Genomic DNA, 19,858 nt, shown 5'->3' on the forward strand with positions numbered 1-19,858 from the left:
GTGGATAATCAAGAGATTATTAACATACTGAAAACGTTCCAGGAAATACTTGGTTTAACAGACTGGTTTTCTGCCGCAGGTCGTTCATTTATTTGGTGGGTGGATAAAATGTTCGCGAATATTTTAGACTCTTTAACCTCAGGATTAAATGATGCGTATGCATTCTTGGATTTTTATAACGACTCTAAAATTAATGATTTTATGAATGACTACAAAGGCATCTTTTTTAGTTTAATGACCCTCGCAATAGCTTACTTAGGTTTCCAGATTATACGAGGGAATAAGGAGTTAAATAAAATAGTTAGTTCTACTTTATTTGCGATATCCTTATTTGTTGCACTCCCGTGGTTGCTGGGACAAGGGACCGATTTATTAATGGCTGGGAAAAGTGCCTTACCAAACAACCAACACCAGGCGCTTACTATTATTCAAGAAAATATAACGGATGTCTACGCGATCGACGCGGCAGGATGGACCACTAAAAATCCAGAGCCAAGAAATGATATCCAAACAATGAACGATGTGCATCTCCTGGACATTAATGAAAGTGTTGATATGGGGGGCTTTTTTATTGATGATAGTCCACTGTCTGATAAAGGACAAGCTGTTTTGAGTAAAAAACTAACTAAAATCGAGAACGTTTACACGTTGACAGATCCGGCTTCTCATTTTTTTATGGAAGATCAAACCTATTACAGGTATTCGTTCCATCCCTTTCTCATGTTATTTCAGTTAGTCGGAAAAGCACTCGTTTTAGGGTTTACCATAGCTAAAACGATGATGCTGCTTTCCTCACTAGGGATACTCAAAGTTATCACCTTAGGAACGGCATTAACCGATTTAGAAACAGGACAGCGAAATAAAAAATTGTTGTTAAAGATACGAAATACACTCCTGGTTCTGTATATTATGTTAGTTATGTTGTACATGTATGACATCACAATGGCATTTATCTCTGCGAGTGCTATGTCTTCCTTTATGAAAGCTTTTGCGATTATTGTGCTGTCTATTATGTTCATGGATGGGCCAGATATTGTAGAAGAAATATTTGGACTAGACGCAGGTCTGAAAAGTGTCAGTCGAAGTCTCATTGGCTTTGCGGTGGGAGCAAAAACAGGTACCGATTTAGCCAAAGGTGGAACGGATTTGTCGAAGAAACTAGCGAAAACAGCTGGTGGAGTCACCAAAAAGGCAGCTACGGTCGGTGGCGTATTGGCCGGTGGCGCAAAAGGTGCGTTAGATGGGTTTGCAGAAAGAGCTAGCGGTCCTGGAGGAAGTGCGGATAAAGAGAGTCTGCTTGCTGGTCAGGCTGGTAAGAATGAAACAGTCAATAATGATACAGCAGGCGAGAAGAGGACGACTAGTGGTAATGCCGAAGCAACGAATGGAATAGGAAGTGTTGCAGCTAGTGAGCGTCCTTCTACGCTTAATTCTGGTGGTATAACAAGTCCAGGTGAGAAATCCAATCTTCCTTCCGATAGTCCAAATGCTACCTCTTCACCAGGTGCAGCGCAGCAAGTAGAAAAAAGCAATAAAAACTTTGCGACACGACCGCCAGGTAAGCGTGCAGACGAGATTTTAAGTGGGCATACTTCGAAAAGAATGCCAGCAGTCGCACATAAAAGTTATCCAAAAGGAGCGACAAGTGCCAGAGAGAACATGTTGCAGTATGCGAAAGGAAGAGATACTGATCCACAAAGTCTTCCAGAAAAAGCCTTAGCTACGTATGCAAATACGGCACAAAAAGCGTATGATTCTAGCCTTGCGAAGAAAACAAGAAAATCCTATGATGTGATGAAAAATACAACGAAGGGAGGACCAACAGGATGAGTGGACGAAAAATAGTACGCGTACCAAGTGAAGTCAATGCGAAGCAAAAATGGACCAAACTACAAGTAAAAGATGGTTTTATTATTATTGGTTCTATCGGCATAGGATATCTTCTTTCCGTACCGCTTCCCTTGCATGCGGTTATAGCGCCGTTTTTTGTTGGAGTTTTTCCTGCTTCTTTGTATTTTTTACTATTACCAAATGGAGAAGTCCCACAAAAGAAGAATTACCAAGTGATGTTAACGGTCCTCCGAAAAAGGCATGTGGTATATCATCGGGAATCTAGAGAATCGTTAGAAGAGAGGAGGAATGGATAGGTGGAATTTGATGCGACCAAAGCTGTCCAGCAAAAAGAACCTTTGAAAAATAGAGCTGCTAGGAAGCGGTATCAACGTTTAGATAAGAAAATGGTTATACAGGGAAAAACAGAAGAAGGTTATATCAAAATTCAATATGGAAGTAAAATAAGTTTCATGGATATTGTAACGGTGAAAAAATACGATATTGATTTAATCGATGATGAAGAATTTTATCGTACAACGGATGCTTACTGGGATTTTATGAAAAACTATCCATATCCGATCAAAGAAGTATTTTTGAATTTTAATGAGGATAACCAAATGCAACAAGCGTATTTTACAGATAAAATTAAAAAAAGTAAGAATGCCAGGCAAACGGAACTTCTCGAAGTGGAGCTGGATAAGCTGCAGTACATTGAAAGAACCTTACGAAGAAACGATGTGTATATGTACGTCTATGCCCCTACAGTCCAAGAACTAGAGAATCGAAAAGAAATCCTGCGAACCAAATTTAGCGATACCTTAATGCAGGATGATATTGATTTTAATACAAAAACAAGAATCATCGCTACAGTGGTGAATGGAGAAGCACCAAGAAAAGAGATTTTTGATGAAATCTCTTTTCTGGAGGCGATTCAACCGCAAGGGAATATAAGCTTCAAAGATGAGTTTCATATTCGCATGGGTCATTCCTATCAAACGTGTTTACATGTTTTTGGTTATCCAAGTATTTATCTAGACAACTGGATGAAAGATGTGATAAATCATGATGAATTATTGGCTAAATCTGGAGAAAAGGAAAGTGTGCTATCTCTCATCGACACAATTGTGACAGTGGATTATATGACCGAAAAAGAAGCTGATTTTGGGGACATGTTGAAAGGAACCGTTGGAGAATACACTTCGCAATATAATCGAGCGATAGATATCACAGAAAAAGATAATCTCCAGGAGGAAATAACTGCAGCGCGAGAGTTAGCTTATAAGGTAAATAACGCTGGAGAACAAATTAAAATGTGTCATATACGCATCTATGTTTCTGCTGCTACAAAAATGGATTTAGAAAAGCATACAGATAATATTCGGAGGAAATTGTCGAATAAAGGCTATCAAAGTGCCGTATATTTGGAAGAAAACTTAGAAGAATGGCAAAGCCTTTTCCTTGGTTACGATTTACAAAAAGCGCTGCCTAGTTTTCATCCAGGAAATGAGATTCCGGCAGAAGCAATGGGACTTGGTTTTGCGCATGATCAGACGTTTTTAAAAGATCCTACAGGAAATTACTTCGGTTTTACACGAACGGGAGGAACGGTTTATTGGGATCTTTTTCATAAGAGTGAAAAACGCTTGGCCTACAATTTATTTATTGCTGGTGATATGGGAGCTGGGAAGTCCACTGCGCTCAAAAAATTGGTAAAAAGTAATGGGATAAAAGGAAACTTTATTCGAGGGTTTGATAAAGCTGGGGAGTTTACGCAGGTGGTTGCAGATATCGGTGGACATAGTATTAAATTAAATGGAGAAGATGGACGACTTAATTTGTTCCAGGTTTATCCAAATGTTTCAAAGAAAGACGCCAATGGTCGTTTTATTGTCGATGAAGAGCAGTCTTTTTCGCAACACGTAAAAAATCTTGGTATGGTCTATCAGTTGAAAAACGGTTTAGTCGATGCTGGAGATTTAGACGATATCACTGCATTAGCCTATGACTTCTATCGAGATATTGGTTTATGGGGTAGTGGGCAAACAAGCATTACTGATTTGCCTGAAAATGCGTACCCAATTTTAGAAGATTGGGTTCAATACATCGATAAAAAGATGGCCGAAGAGCAGGATACAGAAACCAAAAAAACGTATAGAAGAATTTATAAAGCTTTTAAAGCCATGCTGACAAATTATGGAAAAATGTTTAACGGTCATACCACTATTCCTGATTTTTCGAAACAACCAATTTTGTTCTATGAAACTGGTGGCATGGAAACATTCGATGATTATGTATTCGATATTCAAATTTATCTCGCTACTACCCAAATATGGGCTACCATGACGACACTTGGTCGACAAGAACAAAACGCCTATACAGCAAGAGAAAAACATTGGTTTGATTACACGAGATTCTTAGTAGTAATGGATGAGTGTCACAATTACTTAAACATTGAAAAAGCTTATACAGCCAAATTTTTTGTCACCATGTTATCGGAAGCCCGTAAATTTTTTGCTGGTATTGTTTTTGCTACACAACGTTTAGAGAGAATGTTTCCAAAAGCAGATAATGTGCAGTCAAAAGAAATGGTATTAGCTTCTAATCAGTTGAACCAAATCGTTGGGTTATGTCCATATAAAATGATTTTTAAAACCGATATCGCTTCGATGGACAGGGTCAAAGCTGTATTCAAAACGCAGCTAACAGAAAGTGAATATGAACTCATCCCAAGATTTCAAACAGGGGACTGTATATTAAGTATGGCTGGAGATCAAAACTTAACCATGCACGTAGAAATTACGGAAGAAGAGAACCTACAGTTCGCTGGTGGTGCCTAAGCCTAAGGAGGAAAAAAGATGAAAGAAGGAAAAAGAACCTATACGCCGAAAGAAAAAGGCGTTTTTGCATGTATCATCATACTGCTCGTTTGTATGGGTTTCTATGTGTATAAAACTTATTTATACACGACTCCAGAACCCGAAAAGACAAACAGTCCACTCATTATAGATAAGAAAAAGAACCAGGCTACTTCTGAAAAAGGAACTGGTGTGGATGACACAAAAGTGGCGGATGAAGACAAGCAACAGGATACTGCCGAACAAGTTTTTGCGAGGTTTTTAGAGCGTTATCCTACATTTGATGCGAACAAACCAACAGAACATATTGAAAAAGTAAAAGATATGTTAGAACCAGGTTTTTATCAAACGCTCTTAAGCGAGCAGAAAAACATGACAACTGTTCCTCAATACCAAACAACGGTTGTAGAGTCCATTAAAAACATGAGCAGTAAGGCAGCTGAAAACGATTCCGTTTACTGGAAAGCAGAGATAACAACCATCAATAAAGACAAGGCTGGAAAAGCACTATCGACCATTAAAACGCAATATGTGGCTACCATGAAACAAGTAAATAACAAGTGGCAAATTATTGATTTAATGCAACAAGGTCAAGGTGCGAAATTACATGAGTAGCATGGATAAAGGAAAGAAAGCCATACGCTGGCTTTCTTTTTGTTTGCGCCATTCTTGGGTAGCTCTTTTTTTATTAGCAGCGTTCATGTGCTTAGCAATTTTGTTAGCTATTAATGGTGGAGAATCATCAGAACCAGAAGTTACAGAAGTGCCATCAGCATTAAATATTTCTCCAGCTGTAGAAGCCTATCGCTCGGTTGTAGAGAAGGAATGTATCGCTAATGATATACCGGAATGTGTTGATATTATTCTTGCCATGATTATGCAAGAGTCTGGTGGCTCTGTTCCTGATATCATGCAAAGTAGTGAATCAAAAGGATTGCCACCAAATACTATCACAGACCCCACAGAGTCTATTAAAGTGGGCGTTGCTTACTTTAGTAAGGGGTATAAAAAAGCGAAAAAAGAAGCAAAAATAAATCCGAAAGAAACGGCTATTCAAGGCTACAATTTTGGTAGTGGATTTATTGGTTGGTCCATCAAAAATGGTGGTGGCTGGACAGCTGATAGGGCAGTTGAATTTGCTCGGATAAAAAGTAAAGGGCAGAAGCGAAGTGGTGGAGTTAGAGATGGCCAATATGCTTATGGAGATCAATTATATGTTCAACATGTCATGGCCTATTTACAAGCGAATGTCGGCGACAATGGAGGTACTGGTTCGACAAAAGGTGGAACTAAAGAAGTAGAAAAAGCAATCTCTACAGGTTCTACTATTGTAGGGAAATCACCCTATGTATGGGGTGGAGGAAGAAACGCTGCGGACATCAAGGTAAGAAAATTTGATTGTTCTTCTTTTGTCCGTTGGTGTTATTCAGAAGCCGGAATTGACCTTGGACCTATCGGTTCTACTACTACCGATACGCTAGTGAAAAAAGGAAAAGCTGTTTCGAAAAAAGATATGAAACGAGGCGATTTAGTTTTCTTTGATACGTATAAAGTAAATGGTCATGTAGGGATCTATTTAGGTGATGGTAAATTCATCAATGATAATTCGTCTAAAGGTGTTTGGGTGGATGAAATGAACAATTCCTATTGGAGTACAACCTTTAAAGGCGTGGTAAGAAGAGTAACCAATTAGTAAGAAAGGAGTCTATAAAATGTGGAAAGCAATCACAAGAAAACTTTCTTTAAAGCGAACCAAATATCAATTTTATGCTGGTGCAATGGTATCTATTTTTTTATTTTTCATCGTATCAGCTTTTGTTTTTCCGGATTATACTAGCGTGAAACATTCTACTGTTGGGACCAGTTTAGATTTAACCCATCGGCAAGTAACGATCATCGATGAAGTTTATTATGAGGACAAAAATTTGGTAGAAATGAATTTTTATGCGACCATTCCGGATGCAGCGACAGCAAAAAATTTAACGATAGAAGTTACCGATAGTAGCAACAGCAAGAAGAAATTACCTGTTACAACGGAAAAAATAAATGAAACTTTTTACGTGGTATTTGTAGAAAGTTTACCCAAAAAATGGAAAAGCATTAAGGTACTAGTAACCGAAGAAGGTGCAAGTTCCACTGACAAAGATATGATAGAACCTTTTTATGTTGCGAATGAAAAAGTGCCGCATGAAGATACGTTCAAAGCTAAATCAGTTACCTACTATGAAGCAAAACAAATCAATATATTTATTAGTCAATCGGAAAAAACGCTTGCCAAAAACAAGAAGGAGATAAAGAAATTAAAAGAATCCAACGTGAAAATCTTAGAAGTTAATCGGGATATTCAAGCGAATCTTTCTTATCAAACAGAGAAACAAAAACAAGAAATGAAAAGCGAAATACAGGCAAATGAACAAAAAATTGTTACGCAAAAAGAGAACATTGAAAAACTGGAAAAAGAGAACAACGAGTTGGATTTAGCTATTGAAAAGGCGAAAAAACAGAAAGATTTACTCGAATGGTTATAACGGATTTTAGTTGCAAAACCAAAGAATAAACAACTAAACAGTAAAAAAGTAATAAAACCACTAAAAATAGTGGTAAAAAATAGTTTGAAAAGAGGAGAATTAAGGCGTTTTGCCTTTCGTTCTAATACCACCTAAAAACAAGTCGCACTGCGACTTTATCCCGTAGGTGATACCAGTTTTCCCTTATGCTCTTTTCCTTTTCCCCCCTTTATCCGTTCCGGCTAAAGAGGGCGATATTTTGCTTCGCAAAATTATCGTTCGAAAAGGCAACAAACGTCTTTGCTGCATGCAATTAAATTTGTGGTTTACTGAAAGGATGGTGTGTTCTAATTATGAAAGATTTCCATTTGCGAAAAGTGCCCGATACTACTTTTGCTTTTCTAAAAGATCGAGCAGACGAAGCAAACATATCAATCAATAAATATATCATCGCTGTGTTGAATCAACATGCCGTTTTACCAGAAATTCAAGCAGTGGAAAGTAAATTTTCTGAGCTTGTCCAAGCGACTATCGAAGTGGTAGATTCTAATAATCAGCTTTTTAAACAGGTAGTTCAAGTACTGGAAGGAGGAGATTAAAAATGGTTCAAAAGCACATCAATTTTCGAGAGAAAACAAAAACATTGTATGGAACGGTTTATTTGGAAAAACAAATGGAACGATTTCAGTTAAAAGCTTCGCAGACTATTGAAAAAGTATTTGAAGAACATGCTAAGTTGCTAGAAGAAAAAGAGAATACATTCATGAATGAACGGATGAAAAAAGATATCGGTTTAATCCGATTACGGACAGGTTATGCAGATAAAAATACGCAAATATTGATTGAACTAGTCAACACGTTGATTTTTCATTTAGGTGTACCACATGCCGTCTTAACAATGGTCCAATCAACTACTCCTTTAGTAGAAGCAAAACAGAAAGTAGAGGACATGATTAAAGCGAATATGGAGAAAAAAGCTGGGAAAACAAAACAGGATGAACAGACGAAAGAATATGCTGAAAATGGAAAGGATGGAACTTCTGATTGAGTCGACCAGGCATTGTCAACGTATCCAAATTTATTTCTTCTAGTAACCAAAAATTTGCGAAGTATGTGGATTATGTAGATCGAGAAAAAGCTATTCGGAATGAACATTTTTCTGAGTTCAATGCAAATAAATATGATGGATATCATCGCTATATGGAGAACCCGGAAAAGTCTTCCGGGTTATTTACAGCGAATAAAAATAATCTTAATAAAGAAGAACGTCAAAAGTTAAAAGAGTCATTCCAGCTAGCACAAAAAAATGATTCGATCATGTGGCAAGATGTGATCTCTTTTGATAATCAATTTTTAAAAGAAGGAGGGATTTATAATCCAGCAAATGGTTATTTAGATGAAGTGGCATTAAAAGCATCTATACGCAAAGGAATGCTTGCGACTTTACGTAATGAAAATATGGAAGCTTCAGCAGTTTGGACAGCATCCATTCATTACAATACGGATAATATTCATGTTCATATTGCTATCGTAGAGCCACACCCCACACGTGAATACGGTACATTCAAAAATAAAAAGACTGGCGAAATTTACAAAGCAAGAAGAGGTTTAAGAAAACGGAATTCACTAGATTTAATGAAATCGAAAGTAGCCAATCATTTAATGGATCGTGACAAAGAACTGATAAAAGTGACGGAACTTGTGAATCAACGAATGTTGCCAACGGAAGAACGATTGAATGAATTTCTAACGCTTCCTATGCAACAATTAATGAAAAGCATTTACCAGGAACTTCCAGAAGATATGCGCAAGTGGAAGTACAATATGAATGCTTTAGATGCTATTCGTCCAAAAATTGATGTATTAACAAATATGTATGTTAATCAGTATCACCCGGAAGATCGTCATGAATTAAATGAAGCACTGAATGATCAAAAAGAGTTTTTCAAACGAATGTATGGAGAAGGAACGAAAGAAGCTAATCGGTTTGAAGATTATAAAACAAATAAGGAGCAAGAGTTTTACGCCAAGATGGGAAATGCTTTCTTAAATGAATGTAAAAACATCCGGATAAATGAAAAACATGCTTTTCATCAGAAGTTTGGTGAAAACAAAAATTTCTATTCAACTGGTCTATCAAGAAGAACTTTAAAAAAACTTAGAGATAGTCTGCAACATGATTATCGCAGTATGAAAAATCAACGAAAATATCAAGAACTACAGGATGAAATGGAGCGAAAATAATGAATATGATTTGGTTGCAAGGACTATTATGGATGGTCTTTTTATTTTGCTTATTTTGCTTAAGAAGATGGCATAAAAATAAAGCAAATGTTACGCATAAATATAAAGCACTTATTTTTTGTGTGACAATTTATGGTTTATATCGAACAAGTTTTACCTTTTATGAAGCTGTAATTTCTCAACAAACGGGGATATGGATTCCTTGTTTAGGCATCTTAGTTTGTTTGAATTTTCTTTTATACGTACAAATAGTACGTCTGCTAACGCCTAAAAGAATGCAAATAATCACTACTATTTTTTCACCGCAAGATAACGATATGGGCTTCACTATTCTTTTTCAATCTATCTATTTGGCAATAGGGTTGTTCATCTGGATTCAAGGGATAGAAAAAGTGATTAATTATTATCAATTAGATACTGTATCTTTTACGGTACAAGAATTATGGGGATTCGTTTACGCGTCTTTATATGCTCTATTTCCAGTAGTCATTTGTACACTAATTATTTATCAGATAAACCACATAAAATTGCATGTAGTAAATATATTATCTCTGTTTATTCTCGTATTCATTTTTTCTCTAAGTGCCCCTGGCTGGCTTCTTATCGTTCAAGAAAAACCTATTTTGATTTTTGGTATGATAGTCGGGTTTCAAGAATGGTTAATTTATCTACTAGTAAAGATAAAAATTCAAAAAGAAATGCGTTATTTTGATGTGGAAACGACAGTAGATCCAACCACCATTAGAGTTGGTTCTAACGAAAAAAACGTTAAAATAGGAGGTAGCTAAATGGATGAAATAAAGCAAAATTTTAAAGAAAAAATAGTAAAGGCGAAAAATGTTGATATTGTTTCTTTTTGTGAGGCTGTAGGATATGACTTGCAACAAGAGAAGGGAAACGGAACGCAATTTCGTGGAGTGGATCACGGAAGTTTAGTAGTCTTTCGAGAAACAAACACGTTTTGTTGGTTTAAAGAAGAAAACTCTGGTGATGCAATTGATTTTGTAAAACTATTCTTTGATAAGTCTACGAATGAAGCAGTGAATCTCTTGTTGGAAACGGCAAGTAACGGAGAATTTAAAGAAGAAAAAGAATTCAAAAAAGCTCCAAGAGAACCGTTTAGATATATATATAACCATGATAAATCATCGGAACAAGTATAGTCCTATTTGATTGATGAACGAAGAATTCATCCCACCATTGTTAAAACATTAATTGAGAAAGGGCTTATTAGACAGTCCACCTACAAAGGTGAAACAGACTGTCTTTTTGTTTGGGGAAAAAGTGGAAAACGTGTCGGTGTTTCTGTACAAGGAATAGTTAGAAATGAAGAAAAGTATGGTTTTCGAGGAACAAAAAAACGGGTGGGCTTAAACTCAGAACAGGATTATGGATTTAATGTGTCTTTAGGACAACCGAAAAATTTATATTTTTTTGAAAGTCCGATAGATATGTTGAGTTATTGGTCATTGCATCCAGAGCTAACTGATTGTCGTTTAATCGCAATGACCGGCCTTCAAAAGAAAACCGTTTTAAATGTATTAAAACATACTTTGATGTCACGAACCACACAAGTCTATGATATTAATTTAGCCGTGGATAATGATCCGGCCGGTCAAAAATTTATAGATCAATTTAAGGATATGGGATATGAGTATGCAGAAGGAGGAGCTTTATCATTCAAGCCACTTATTCCGGATAACAATGCCATTCCTAAACAAAACTATGAGGTCTATCAGCAAGTGGCGAAAGAGTTTCAAGTACCTTGGGAGTTATTAGCTTCTTGGCATAAGGCAGAAAGTAATTTTGATCCGGAAAAAGGTGCAGCAAACAGTATGAAAGTTCATACCTATTTTTCTGTACCAGGCAGCACAAAGTCAAAAGAAAAAGAGTTATTAAACTTAGAACCAACTGTTCGTCAATTAGCGCAAGATTTGGTTAGTGTGAGTGAAAATGGCAAATTCACACTCGAAAAATTAATAAAGGAAGACAGAGGAACCAATATACCAGCCTTTATTGATAAAGTACGAAATATCTATAAAGAATATCATGAAGGAAAATTTGTTGTAAAAGAGGAAGTACTAAAGGATTGGAATGATTTGCAAAAGAAACACAATCCTGGACAAAACGTAACAAGAATTCCTAAATTGCCAAAAGTTGTCCAACGTGCGAGTGCGAACAATCAATTTTTCAAGAACGATAGACAACAAATGGTGAGTGTTACAAAAATAGAGGTTTCTCCGGATTCTACGAAAAAACAGTATCAAGCGATTATGAAGGACCGTGAGAAGGTGATTGGTCATTTTGAAGCGGATTCGAAAGAAGAAATGGACAAACTTATCAAAGTCTATGGATTCGAAGCAATGGATAAAGAGGACATACGAAAATACACTTCAGATGAAACGAAAAAAGAAAAAGAAGCTGTTATCAGTAGATAGAAAGGAGTAGGACTATGTTAAAAGAGATACCTGTCAGCTATTCTAGCGAGCGCATTCGAAAAATACTGAAGGAGTTAGTTGTTTTAACTTATGCAGAGAAGGAATCAAAAGAGGTTGTAGAGAAGATGCAACAATTTTGGTTTTATTTTGAAGTGAGGGAAGGGAAAATTGCTGGTGTCTATCAATCAGATATTTATCGGATAATCATTAAAATGTTTTCACGGCCGGCCGGTCATATTCTTATTTGCTGTATTCATGAATTAGCTCACCATGTAGACTTTATCATACGTAATGAAACGAAACATGATCATACGTTTTACCAGGTATTTCATGATTTGTTAATCAGCGCTATGCGTATAAATTTGATTACTAAAGAGCAACTTTTAGCAGTTGATGACACCAAAGACCTGGAGAACTTGCAGAAAAGACATGGTGCTATTATAGATTGGAAAGTTCCTGTGTTAGATCAAACAAAAAGAAACGTGTGGATCAAGTGTCGAAGTTCTTTAGAGAAGAAAGATTACTTAAAGAAAGCGAAGTACCAGTATTCCTGGTTTGAAAAAGCCTGGTTCAAAGAAGTTTCTTCGCAACAAGTGCAAGTAGAAATAGACTACTTAAAACGCTTCTTTCAGGACAAAGAATTTCGGGTAGAAACAATTGGGTCAATCACTTTTTCTGTCATGTATTATGTTTCGGTGCGTAACGGCCGAATCCATCGAGATATTCTGAAGCAACGTGGTTATTTTTATGAAGCATATGAGTTAGGAAAGTTTACCTGGAATAAAATTATCGCTGCTTCAGACTGGCAAGAAGAAAAAGAAGCGTTGGGTAAATTAATGGGGGTGAAAGCACGTGTATTATTGAGATGACGGTATATATTTATATATAAATTATATACTATTATATAAAACTGCGGTATAATAAGGTATAGAATTAATTATAGTAAGGATGATTATTATGAGTGATATACTTCTATATCCTATTACCGTGAAGCGAAAGGAAGAACAGTGGTTTTATCACAGTTCCCAATTTCCGGAAATTAAAGGAAGCTCTTCTGATTTAGAAAGTTTATATCTGACAGCAAAAGAACAGTTAGAGAAAAATCTATATCAGTTGCTTCTTAATCGAAAAAGTGATGTACCTGTTTCCTGGGAAAAGGGGCATGAAAAAGTAGTAATAATAGCTGTATCAGCCGGGGAGATTTTACAAAAGTATGGTTCTACACCGGTGAAAAAAATGGTATCTATTCCTTCTTGGCTTAGCTATCAAGCAGAAAAAGAAGGATTAAGTTTATCGAAAGTTTTACAAGAAGCATTGAAAGAAAAACTAAAAAGAACGGAGGAATAGCGATGAGTTTATTTGGGACGATTGTCTACTTTATTTTCGGATTTGGATTTAATCTTTATACAAAATTATTTAGTTTTTTAGTAGATCACGCTTTTACAGAACTAGGTATGAATATATTTTGGAGTGCCTTGTTTTTCGGTTTTATTATCGTTAGTGTGGGCATTTTCTGTACTATTTAATTGTGACAGCTTATTCGTTGTACCTCTTGGTTAAAATACTAAAAGAAAGGAAACAGATGGCACATTCTAACAAATAAATGACCTAATGGAAGGAAGAATGAATCATGATGAATAGAGTGGTACTAGTAGGACGTTTAACCAAAGATCCTGAATTACGTTACACTCCAGCTGGTGTGGCTGTTGCGACTTTCACATTAGCTGTAAATCGAACCTTCACTAACCAACAAGGAGAACGAGAAGCTGACTTTATTCAATGTGTTGTTTGGCGTAAACCGGCAGAAAATGTCGCTAATTTCCTGAAGAAGGGAAGTATGGCAGGAGTTGATGGTCGTGTTCAAACGCGTAATTACGAGGGGAACAACGGTAAAAGGGTGTATGTCACAGAAATTGTGGCAGAAAGTGTACAATTTTTAGAACCGAAAAGTAGCGCAAATGGTGGAGCTAGAGCCCCTTTTCTAGATGAACGTTCTGTCCCTCCTGAAAAAGAAATTCATCCAAGTTCGAGTAATTCACCAAGCGAGCCTTTGGAAGAAAGAAACGGACCGATAACTGTTTCAGATGATGATTTACCATTTTGATTTATTGAAAAGGCTAAACATGAATTCTCTGTATTCATCCATGCATAAGGCACTCGATAAATTTTCGAGTGCCTGCCATTAAATATGCTTATTTATAAAGATTACTTAAATGTTGCTACTTTAGATGGTTTGTATTTTCTTTGAAATACACCACCTCTTAAATCATAAGGAGAGAGTGTTCCACTGATTGGGTACACATAAGCAATGTTTCCTGACCCATAATAATATGCTTGATAGACAATTTTGGAACAGTATGTGGGATTTTTAGAAAATCTACTACCTTTTAAGCTGTAGGAAGGTTTTATAGTTTGAGTTGCGCCCTTTTTAATGTATTCATAAAAGTTCTGTGTAAATGAAAGTATATTGTGATATTCTTTAAATATACAATTAATAGTATAGAGATGAGGCGTTTTTATGACCAAACGAAAAAAAAATACTAGTATTGTCATTGGCAATAGTTGGTGTATTAGTTATAGGTGGTTCTTTCTTTTTGTACACGCAAAGCTCCCATAAAAAAGAAGCAAACAATCAATTTGAAAGTTATATAAATAAACAAGGAATTTCACCAAATGATATAGAGAAAAAAAGTATGGAAAAGATTATAAACAAGGTGGCTATATTTTTAATGTTATTTTTAAAGATGATCCAGCGTATACATATGAATATATCTATATGCTTAATAATGATATGACGCTACTAGTATTTAAAGACAATGTAGGCGTTGATTCTGGAATGAAACATGAACCACTTAAATAAAAAATAGAAACCCAAAATGAATTAGTATGTATTGTGCACACATATATTGCCAAAATAGCTTCAGATGTGTTATGATACAACTGAAAAGAGAGCCATGCGCTAACATGACTCCCTCCACAGCAGTAGCACCGCTTAAAAGCCGGTGACCATTCGTTAAATATGATTTAGATAACCATTCTAACAACTCTCGTCAAAAGTGAGTTAGATGGTTATTTTTTTGGCTTGTTAAAGTCGAGAATCAACACAACGAGGGTGGCAAATACCACCGCAAACGTCAGTGCTTCATACATAGACACGGTTATTCCTTTCTAGGAGTAAAACCTTTATAAACCATAGGCATCACCCCCTAATGGGATTTAGCCACCATCTTTTCACAATTACTACTACTATAATTAGTATACCAGAGTAACTGTAATTTAAAAAGTTGAAGTACAACTTGTAGATTGATTAGTTCATTTTGTCTAATTAAGATAGAGAAATTAAGTCTATGAATATATGAAATATAAAGGGAAACTTAAACTAGATAATAGGGAGTTGGGATGAATGTGGCATTAAATAAAAAGCAAATTGAAGAAGCTGGAATTGCTGGCCTTAAGCAGTATTTACTAGATAGTCCGTACATTGACAGCGATCTTCCATCAAATGATAAAACACCATCTTTTGATGGAAGTCTGACAATATATACTACACCAGGGCTCAAGAAAAAGAACATGAAAGGTATAGCTGCAATTCAAATTAAATCTACTACTAATAAAAGTATTTTAAAAAATAGAAAGTTTCCTATCGAAGTAGCAGATTTAAATAATTATTTTCATCAAAGTGGAGTTATCTTTTTTGTTATCTATGTGAATCCCAATAATATTAGACAAACGAAAATCTACTATAAAGATATGCTTTTATTTGATATAAAGGAGGCATTGAAAGGGAAAGAAGCGCAACAATCAATTAAATTAGAATTTGAAAAAATTGATGAAAATGTTTCGGATTTTCGCTTAGTTCTTGAAAATTTCTTGTACCATCAAGATTTCCAAAGTAAATTTAGTTTACAGCATGTTCAAGAAAAAGAGCCTACTAATTTTGTGATGAAATGGATTGGTGAAAAAGGAAATCAGATGAAATATATGCAAAAACATAGTATGTTTTTGTACACAGTTGATGGAAACCTACCAATTCCAGTCAAAAGAATTAAACCGGAAGAGCTTCAGTTTTTTACGAAAACGGAAGAAGAGTCAGTAGTATTAAATACAAAGAATTCTATAAAGTTTTCAGGTAAAAAAACGATTATAAATAATTCTATAATAGAGATTTTATTTGGACAGTATAATGAGAACTATTTAGAAGTAAATACAGATAATAGGACAGTGCAATTTAGAACTAATTTAAAAGGTGATATAGATAATATCTTAAATTGCTTAATATTCATGGATGACTTAAATAAAAATGGTTCTCTTTATATTGATGGACATGATTTGTCAAGTATTGAAGCTACAAATAGTGAGGCATCCGGTAGTTTTGGTAGTTACGAAGAAACTTTAAATTTTTTCAAAGATCTAAAAACAATTATAAGCGATAATCATATACCCTTGAATATTAATTTTTTTGAACTCCCAGACAAAGATATACAACAACTTAATGACTTAGTGAACAATTATATTTTTCCTGGAGAAGATCGATTAATGAAATATGAATTCGCAGGATATATTTTACCTATTCTTACAGTAAATAAAAATGTAATGAATATTTTCGGTGATAATATTGTAAACCAGGTGATTTTTTATATAAAAGTAAATAAAGAATTCATAAATGCGGTACCATATATTTTTTTAGATGCAAAAACTATAATTCATGTACCATTTATTAATTACTTAGCAATTAGAGAGTCAATTAAAAATTTAAACTTAGAACAAATCGAATTAAGAGAAAGTATTACTTGGCTAGCGCTTAATTTTATTAGGGCTTATAATCAAATAGAGAAAACAGAGTTTTTAGACTTGGCTTATGACATATTAGAAGAACTACCAGAGTCTAATGAAGAACAGAACATACGCTTATTAATAAATAAAGCTCAGATTCTTAAGAGAAGAAGAACGATGTCACCAATAGTATATCAGGACTTATTAATGGCTTTAGATAACTGTAAAAATGATACGTTTTCACAATTTGGCATTTATCTATTAATCGATGATAATGTGAAAGTGAAAGAAATTTTTAAAACTTTTGATGAGAATTTTAAAAAATATATTTTAGAATTGCCAATCTCAGTTTTTATGGACAGTAGTTTAAGAGAGTAATGATTTATGCGAATCTAACTTAATGTTATTGAGTTAGATTGGTTAAAGTAATACTAGGATACTCTAAGAGAGAAGACGCTTTTTTGTTTTCTCTTTTTTCGTAGTATTTGAAGTTTAATACTGGTGTTGTGTAAAAATGCAAAATTTGTGAATAGAAAAGTAGGAATCATTGTACAGAGTTATTTAAAAAATGGTAGCGGATACAAAATTCCTGCTTATTTTTATGTATTTTTCCAAGTTATTTCTATAGATAGCGCCAAATGTCTGGAAGAATGCATGAAACGTATTTTTATTATAGCTAAGTTAAAGATAATTTAACTTGTGACAGTTTAATTATTTTGGCTACTAGGAGGGAAATAGAATTTGAGGTTTTCGAGGAAAGAAAGGGAGCAAAAACAAAAGAATTGGCGGATGTGGAAGAAAGGAAAGCAGTGGCTTTGTGGTGCTGCTTTATTTTTCACAGTCGTTTCATCACCAGGTATGCTGGTTTTAGCGGATGAAGTAAATGCTGGTGATGCAACAGAGGTCACAGCAGGAGATGAGACACCTCCTCTTCCAGAAGGATCTACTGAAAATGAGGGGGAAGAGACAACAGTAGAAAGCGGAACATCTTCGCCTGAGAGTGCAGATCCGAATCAACAAGAAGAAAATACACAACATCCAGCGGAGAATAATGAAACGAATGCTGGTGAAAGGAAGAAGGCAAAGCCTAAGACGGGAAGAACCATCACGCAACCAACAGCAATCAGTGATCTCTTTCCAGATGCTAATTTAGCAGAAGTAATACGATCTAAATTAGGAAAAGCCTCTGTGAGTGATACGGTAACACAGAGCGATTTAGATAGTATCTTCGCTTTGACTGCCAATAATAAAAATATCGCTAATATTAGTGGACTGAATCATTTATCACATTTGAATGTTTTGGTGATGAAGTACAATCAGATAAGTGATCTAAGTGAGTTGAGTGGTATTGATTTGAGGAGTGTGGAGTTGAGTGGCAACCAGATAAGTGATATAAGTGGATTGTCTGGGTTGACGAACATAGTAAGTTTAGACTTAAGCAATAATCAGCTAAGTGATATAAGTGCATTGTCTGGGTTGACGAAAATAACAACTTTGAACTTAAACGCCAATCAGCTAAGTGATATAAGTGCATTGTCTGGGTTGACGAAAATAACAACTTTGAACTTAAACGCCAATCAGCTAAGTAATCTAAGTGGGTTAAGTGGACTAACAGAAATGGAGACTCTGAAGGTAGAACAAAATCAGCTAAGTAATCTAAATGAGTTAAGAGACATGGTAAAACTGAATTATTTATATGCGAACAACAACCAGATAAGTGATATAAGCGGATTAAGAAATACATTATGTGGTTTTCTATATTTGAATAATAATCAGCTAAGTAGTATAGAATATCCTATAGCAAGGAATAGAGTATATGACCATATTATAGAAAATCAACAAGTCACATTATCTGTAAAGTGGTCTAAGCAATTAGAGATACCTAATGGCTATGGGGGCTATCTACCTTCAGTACATGGGGCTTATTCTATATCTGACGGGGGAGAAGTAACAAATTCTTTGATTAAATGGACAGGAGTACCTAATGAAAGGTCGACTCTTTCTTTATCATGGAGATACGGTATGAGTACAGGCCTTATTACTAATGGAAGTCGAAGATATAGTGGGACAACTACTGTGCTTGTAGAACCAGTCGCTGTGAAAATAATGGTAGATAGTGATGGGAAGGCTCAAACGACTGGAGACCGAACCTTATTTGCAGAAGAACCAAGTGGATTATATTACTTGGAAGATATGTACAATTACGCAAAAGACCAATTAAATGGAACTGACTATGGGTTAATGAATATTGAAACAGATAGTAACGGTGATTATGTTATTCTAGTATCCAAAGTGGGAGCACTGAAGAAAGAAGATGCTAATGGCAATGCGGTGGGAACGGATGTTGCTTATACTCCTACCTATACAGTTGTAGGCACAGAAGATGATGCAGAACTTGTTGTTTCCTATGATGAAGTAGTAATTGATGCACCACCAACAGGATATATATATATCTATGAGAAAGGGACTACGCAAGAAGTACGCTATACTACAGAGACAGTACTGGATATTTCACTCACAGATACAGATGGTGATGGAATACCACAATGGAAAGAAGACTATATTGTAAAGCAGTATCAAAGAGCAGGAGCATTAAATCCTACCTTGCCAGACGGGAGTCAAGTTCCTGGAGGGAGCATTTCTATCCCAGATGATGCAGTAGAAGGAGATCGTATTACTGTACCTGATATGATTACTGGGTCAGATGGAAAAGAATATGGTGTAGATCCAAGTGTTGTAGATACAGATCCTAATACACCAGGAGTACAGATTACATTAACAGATGATGAACAAGATATCCCGTATTTTGATATTGCTTTGTCTGAATCGGAATCCGAGTCTGCATCATTAAGTGAGTCAGAATCCATCTCGTTGAGTGAAAGCGAATCTTCTTCCTTGAGTGAAAGCGAATCCAGCTCGTTGAGCGAAAGTGAATCTTCTTCCTTGAGTGAGTCAGAATCGATTTCGCAAAGTACATCAGAATCCATCTCGTTAAGTGAATCGGAGTCTGTGTCTCAAAGTGAGAGTGAGTCTAGCTCGTTGAGCGAAAGTGAATCCTCGTCCTTGAGTGAGTCAGAATCGATTTCGCAAAGTACATCAGAATCCATCTCGTTAAGTGAATCGGAGTCTGTGTCTCAAAGTGAGAGTGAATCCAGCTCGTTGAGTGAAAGCGAATCCAGCTCGTTGAGCGAAAGTGAATCCTCGTCCT

General features: G+C 35.6%; 18 protein-coding genes and 1 pseudogene. All 19 read left to right on the top strand.

Going from position 1 to position 19,858, the window contains the following annotated elements; translation table 11 throughout:
- On the top strand, nt 1–1,830 hold the full coding sequence (locus tag HCB45_RS06315; RefSeq protein ID WP_185619290.1) for a pLS20_p028 family conjugation system transmembrane protein: 1,830 nt from the start codon (nt 1–3) through the stop codon (nt 1,828–1,830).
- On the top strand, nt 1,827–2,147 hold the full coding sequence (locus tag HCB45_RS06320) for a DUF5592 family protein (RefSeq protein ID WP_185619292.1): 321 nt from the start codon (nt 1,827–1,829) through the stop codon (nt 2,145–2,147). The genes HCB45_RS06315 and HCB45_RS06320 overlap by 4 nt, the downstream gene beginning before the upstream one ends.
- Nucleotides 2,148–4,670 carry a putative type IV secretion/conjugal transfer ATPase gene (locus HCB45_RS06325; RefSeq protein WP_185619294.1) on the top strand — a complete coding sequence of 841 codons (2,523 nt, stop codon included), beginning with the start codon at nt 2,148–2,150 and terminating at the stop codon, nt 4,668–4,670.
- Nucleotides 4,671–4,688: 18 nt separating this feature from the next.
- Complete coding sequence (locus HCB45_RS06330; protein ID WP_185619295.1) at nt 4,689–5,303, top strand: hypothetical protein; 615 nt, start codon at nt 4,689–4,691, stop codon at nt 5,301–5,303.
- Nucleotides 5,296–6,381 carry a bifunctional lytic transglycosylase/C40 family peptidase gene (locus tag HCB45_RS06335; RefSeq protein WP_185619297.1) on the top strand — a complete coding sequence of 362 codons (1,086 nt, stop codon included), beginning with the start codon at nt 5,296–5,298 and terminating at the stop codon, nt 6,379–6,381. The genes HCB45_RS06330 and HCB45_RS06335 overlap by 8 nt, the downstream gene beginning before the upstream one ends.
- 19 nt (nt 6,382–6,400) lie before the next feature.
- Nucleotides 6,401–7,216, top strand: a complete 816-nt coding sequence (locus HCB45_RS06340; RefSeq protein ID WP_185619299.1) for a plasmid-related protein — start codon at nt 6,401–6,403, stop codon at nt 7,214–7,216.
- Nucleotides 7,217–7,548: 332 nt separating this feature from the next.
- Nucleotides 7,549–7,794, top strand: coding sequence for a hypothetical protein (locus HCB45_RS06345; RefSeq protein ID WP_185619301.1), 246 nt, complete (start codon nt 7,549–7,551; stop codon nt 7,792–7,794).
- Nucleotides 7,795–7,796: 2 nt separating this feature from the next.
- On the top strand, nt 7,797–8,243 hold the full coding sequence (locus HCB45_RS06350) for a hypothetical protein (RefSeq protein WP_185619303.1): 447 nt from the start codon (nt 7,797–7,799) through the stop codon (nt 8,241–8,243).
- The gene (gene mobP2 / locus HCB45_RS06355) at nt 8,240–9,439 is read left to right on the top strand and encodes a MobP2 family relaxase (protein WP_185619305.1); all 1,200 of its coding nucleotides are present in this window, start codon (nt 8,240–8,242) and stop codon (nt 9,437–9,439) included. The genes HCB45_RS06350 and mobP2 overlap by 4 nt, the downstream gene beginning before the upstream one ends.
- Nucleotides 9,439–10,227: a hypothetical protein gene (locus tag HCB45_RS06360; protein ID WP_185619307.1), complete on the top strand. Its 789-nt coding sequence runs from the start codon at nt 9,439–9,441 to the stop codon at nt 10,225–10,227. The genes mobP2 and HCB45_RS06360 overlap by 1 nt, the downstream gene beginning before the upstream one ends.
- Nucleotides 10,228–10,602, top strand: a complete 375-nt coding sequence (locus HCB45_RS06365; protein WP_185619309.1) for a hypothetical protein — start codon at nt 10,228–10,230, stop codon at nt 10,600–10,602.
- A gap of 6 nt (nt 10,603–10,608) precedes the next feature.
- Entirely contained in the window at nt 10,609–11,877 is a 1,269-nt protein-coding gene (locus HCB45_RS06370) for a toprim domain-containing protein (protein WP_185619311.1), read from the top strand.
- A gap of 14 nt (nt 11,878–11,891) precedes the next feature.
- The gene (locus tag HCB45_RS06375; RefSeq protein ID WP_185619313.1) at nt 11,892–12,746 is read left to right on the top strand and encodes a hypothetical protein; all 855 of its coding nucleotides are present in this window, start codon (nt 11,892–11,894) and stop codon (nt 12,744–12,746) included.
- Between the two features lie 88 nt (nt 12,747–12,834).
- The gene (locus tag HCB45_RS06380; RefSeq protein WP_185619327.1) at nt 12,835–13,224 is read left to right on the top strand and encodes a hypothetical protein; all 390 of its coding nucleotides are present in this window, start codon (nt 12,835–12,837) and stop codon (nt 13,222–13,224) included.
- 2 nt (nt 13,225–13,226) lie between these two features.
- Nucleotides 13,227–13,403 (top strand): hypothetical protein, encoded by a 177-nt coding sequence (locus HCB45_RS06385; protein ID WP_185619315.1) that lies wholly within the window; start codon nt 13,227–13,229, stop codon nt 13,401–13,403.
- 107 nt (nt 13,404–13,510) lie between these two features.
- Complete coding sequence (ssb, locus tag HCB45_RS06390) at nt 13,511–13,981, top strand: single-stranded DNA-binding protein (RefSeq protein ID WP_312026322.1); 471 nt, start codon at nt 13,511–13,513, stop codon at nt 13,979–13,981.
- A 594-nt stretch (nt 13,982–14,575) separates the two neighbouring features.
- A pseudogene (locus HCB45_RS15455) lies at nt 14,576–14,737 on the top strand (DUF3139 domain-containing protein); the annotation flags it as partial.
- A gap of 539 nt (nt 14,738–15,276) precedes the next feature.
- Nucleotides 15,277–17,028 carry a DUF4365 domain-containing protein gene (locus tag HCB45_RS06395; RefSeq protein WP_185619319.1) on the top strand — a complete coding sequence of 584 codons (1,752 nt, stop codon included), beginning with the start codon at nt 15,277–15,279 and terminating at the stop codon, nt 17,026–17,028.
- A gap of 363 nt (nt 17,029–17,391) precedes the next feature.
- A partial coding sequence (locus HCB45_RS06400; RefSeq protein WP_185619321.1) for a leucine-rich repeat domain-containing protein occupies nt 17,392–19,858 on the top strand: 2,467 nt, incomplete at its 3' end.

The organism is Listeria farberi, from assembly GCF_014229245.1.
Classification (GTDB): domain Bacteria; phylum Bacillota; class Bacilli; order Lactobacillales; family Listeriaceae; genus Listeria; species Listeria farberi.

Coding starts and splice junctions, on each gene's coding strand:
- HCB45_RS06320 (WP_185619292.1), top strand. CDS start 1,827: ATGAGTGGACGAAAAATAGTACGCGTACCAAGTGAAGTCAATGCGAAG.
- HCB45_RS06365 (WP_185619309.1), top strand. CDS start 10,228: ATGGATGAAATAAAGCAAAATTTTAAAGAAAAAATAGTAAAGGCGAAA.
- HCB45_RS06350 (WP_185619303.1), top strand. CDS start 7,797: ATGGTTCAAAAGCACATCAATTTTCGAGAGAAAACAAAAACATTGTAT.
- HCB45_RS06340 (WP_185619299.1), top strand. CDS start 6,401: ATGTGGAAAGCAATCACAAGAAAACTTTCTTTAAAGCGAACCAAATAT.
- HCB45_RS06360 (WP_185619307.1), top strand. CDS start 9,439: ATGAATATGATTTGGTTGCAAGGACTATTATGGATGGTCTTTTTATTT.
- HCB45_RS06375 (WP_185619313.1), top strand. CDS start 11,892: ATGTTAAAAGAGATACCTGTCAGCTATTCTAGCGAGCGCATTCGAAAA.
- HCB45_RS06395 (WP_185619319.1), top strand. CDS start 15,277: ATGAATGTGGCATTAAATAAAAAGCAAATTGAAGAAGCTGGAATTGCT.
- HCB45_RS06345 (WP_185619301.1), top strand. CDS start 7,549: ATGAAAGATTTCCATTTGCGAAAAGTGCCCGATACTACTTTTGCTTTT.
- HCB45_RS06385 (WP_185619315.1), top strand. CDS start 13,227: ATGAGTTTATTTGGGACGATTGTCTACTTTATTTTCGGATTTGGATTT.
- HCB45_RS06380 (WP_185619327.1), top strand. CDS start 12,835: ATGAGTGATATACTTCTATATCCTATTACCGTGAAGCGAAAGGAAGAA.
- ssb (WP_312026322.1), top strand. CDS start 13,511: ATGAATAGAGTGGTACTAGTAGGACGTTTAACCAAAGATCCTGAATTA.
- HCB45_RS06335 (WP_185619297.1), top strand. CDS start 5,296: ATGAGTAGCATGGATAAAGGAAAGAAAGCCATACGCTGGCTTTCTTTT.
- HCB45_RS06330 (WP_185619295.1), top strand. CDS start 4,689: ATGAAAGAAGGAAAAAGAACCTATACGCCGAAAGAAAAAGGCGTTTTT.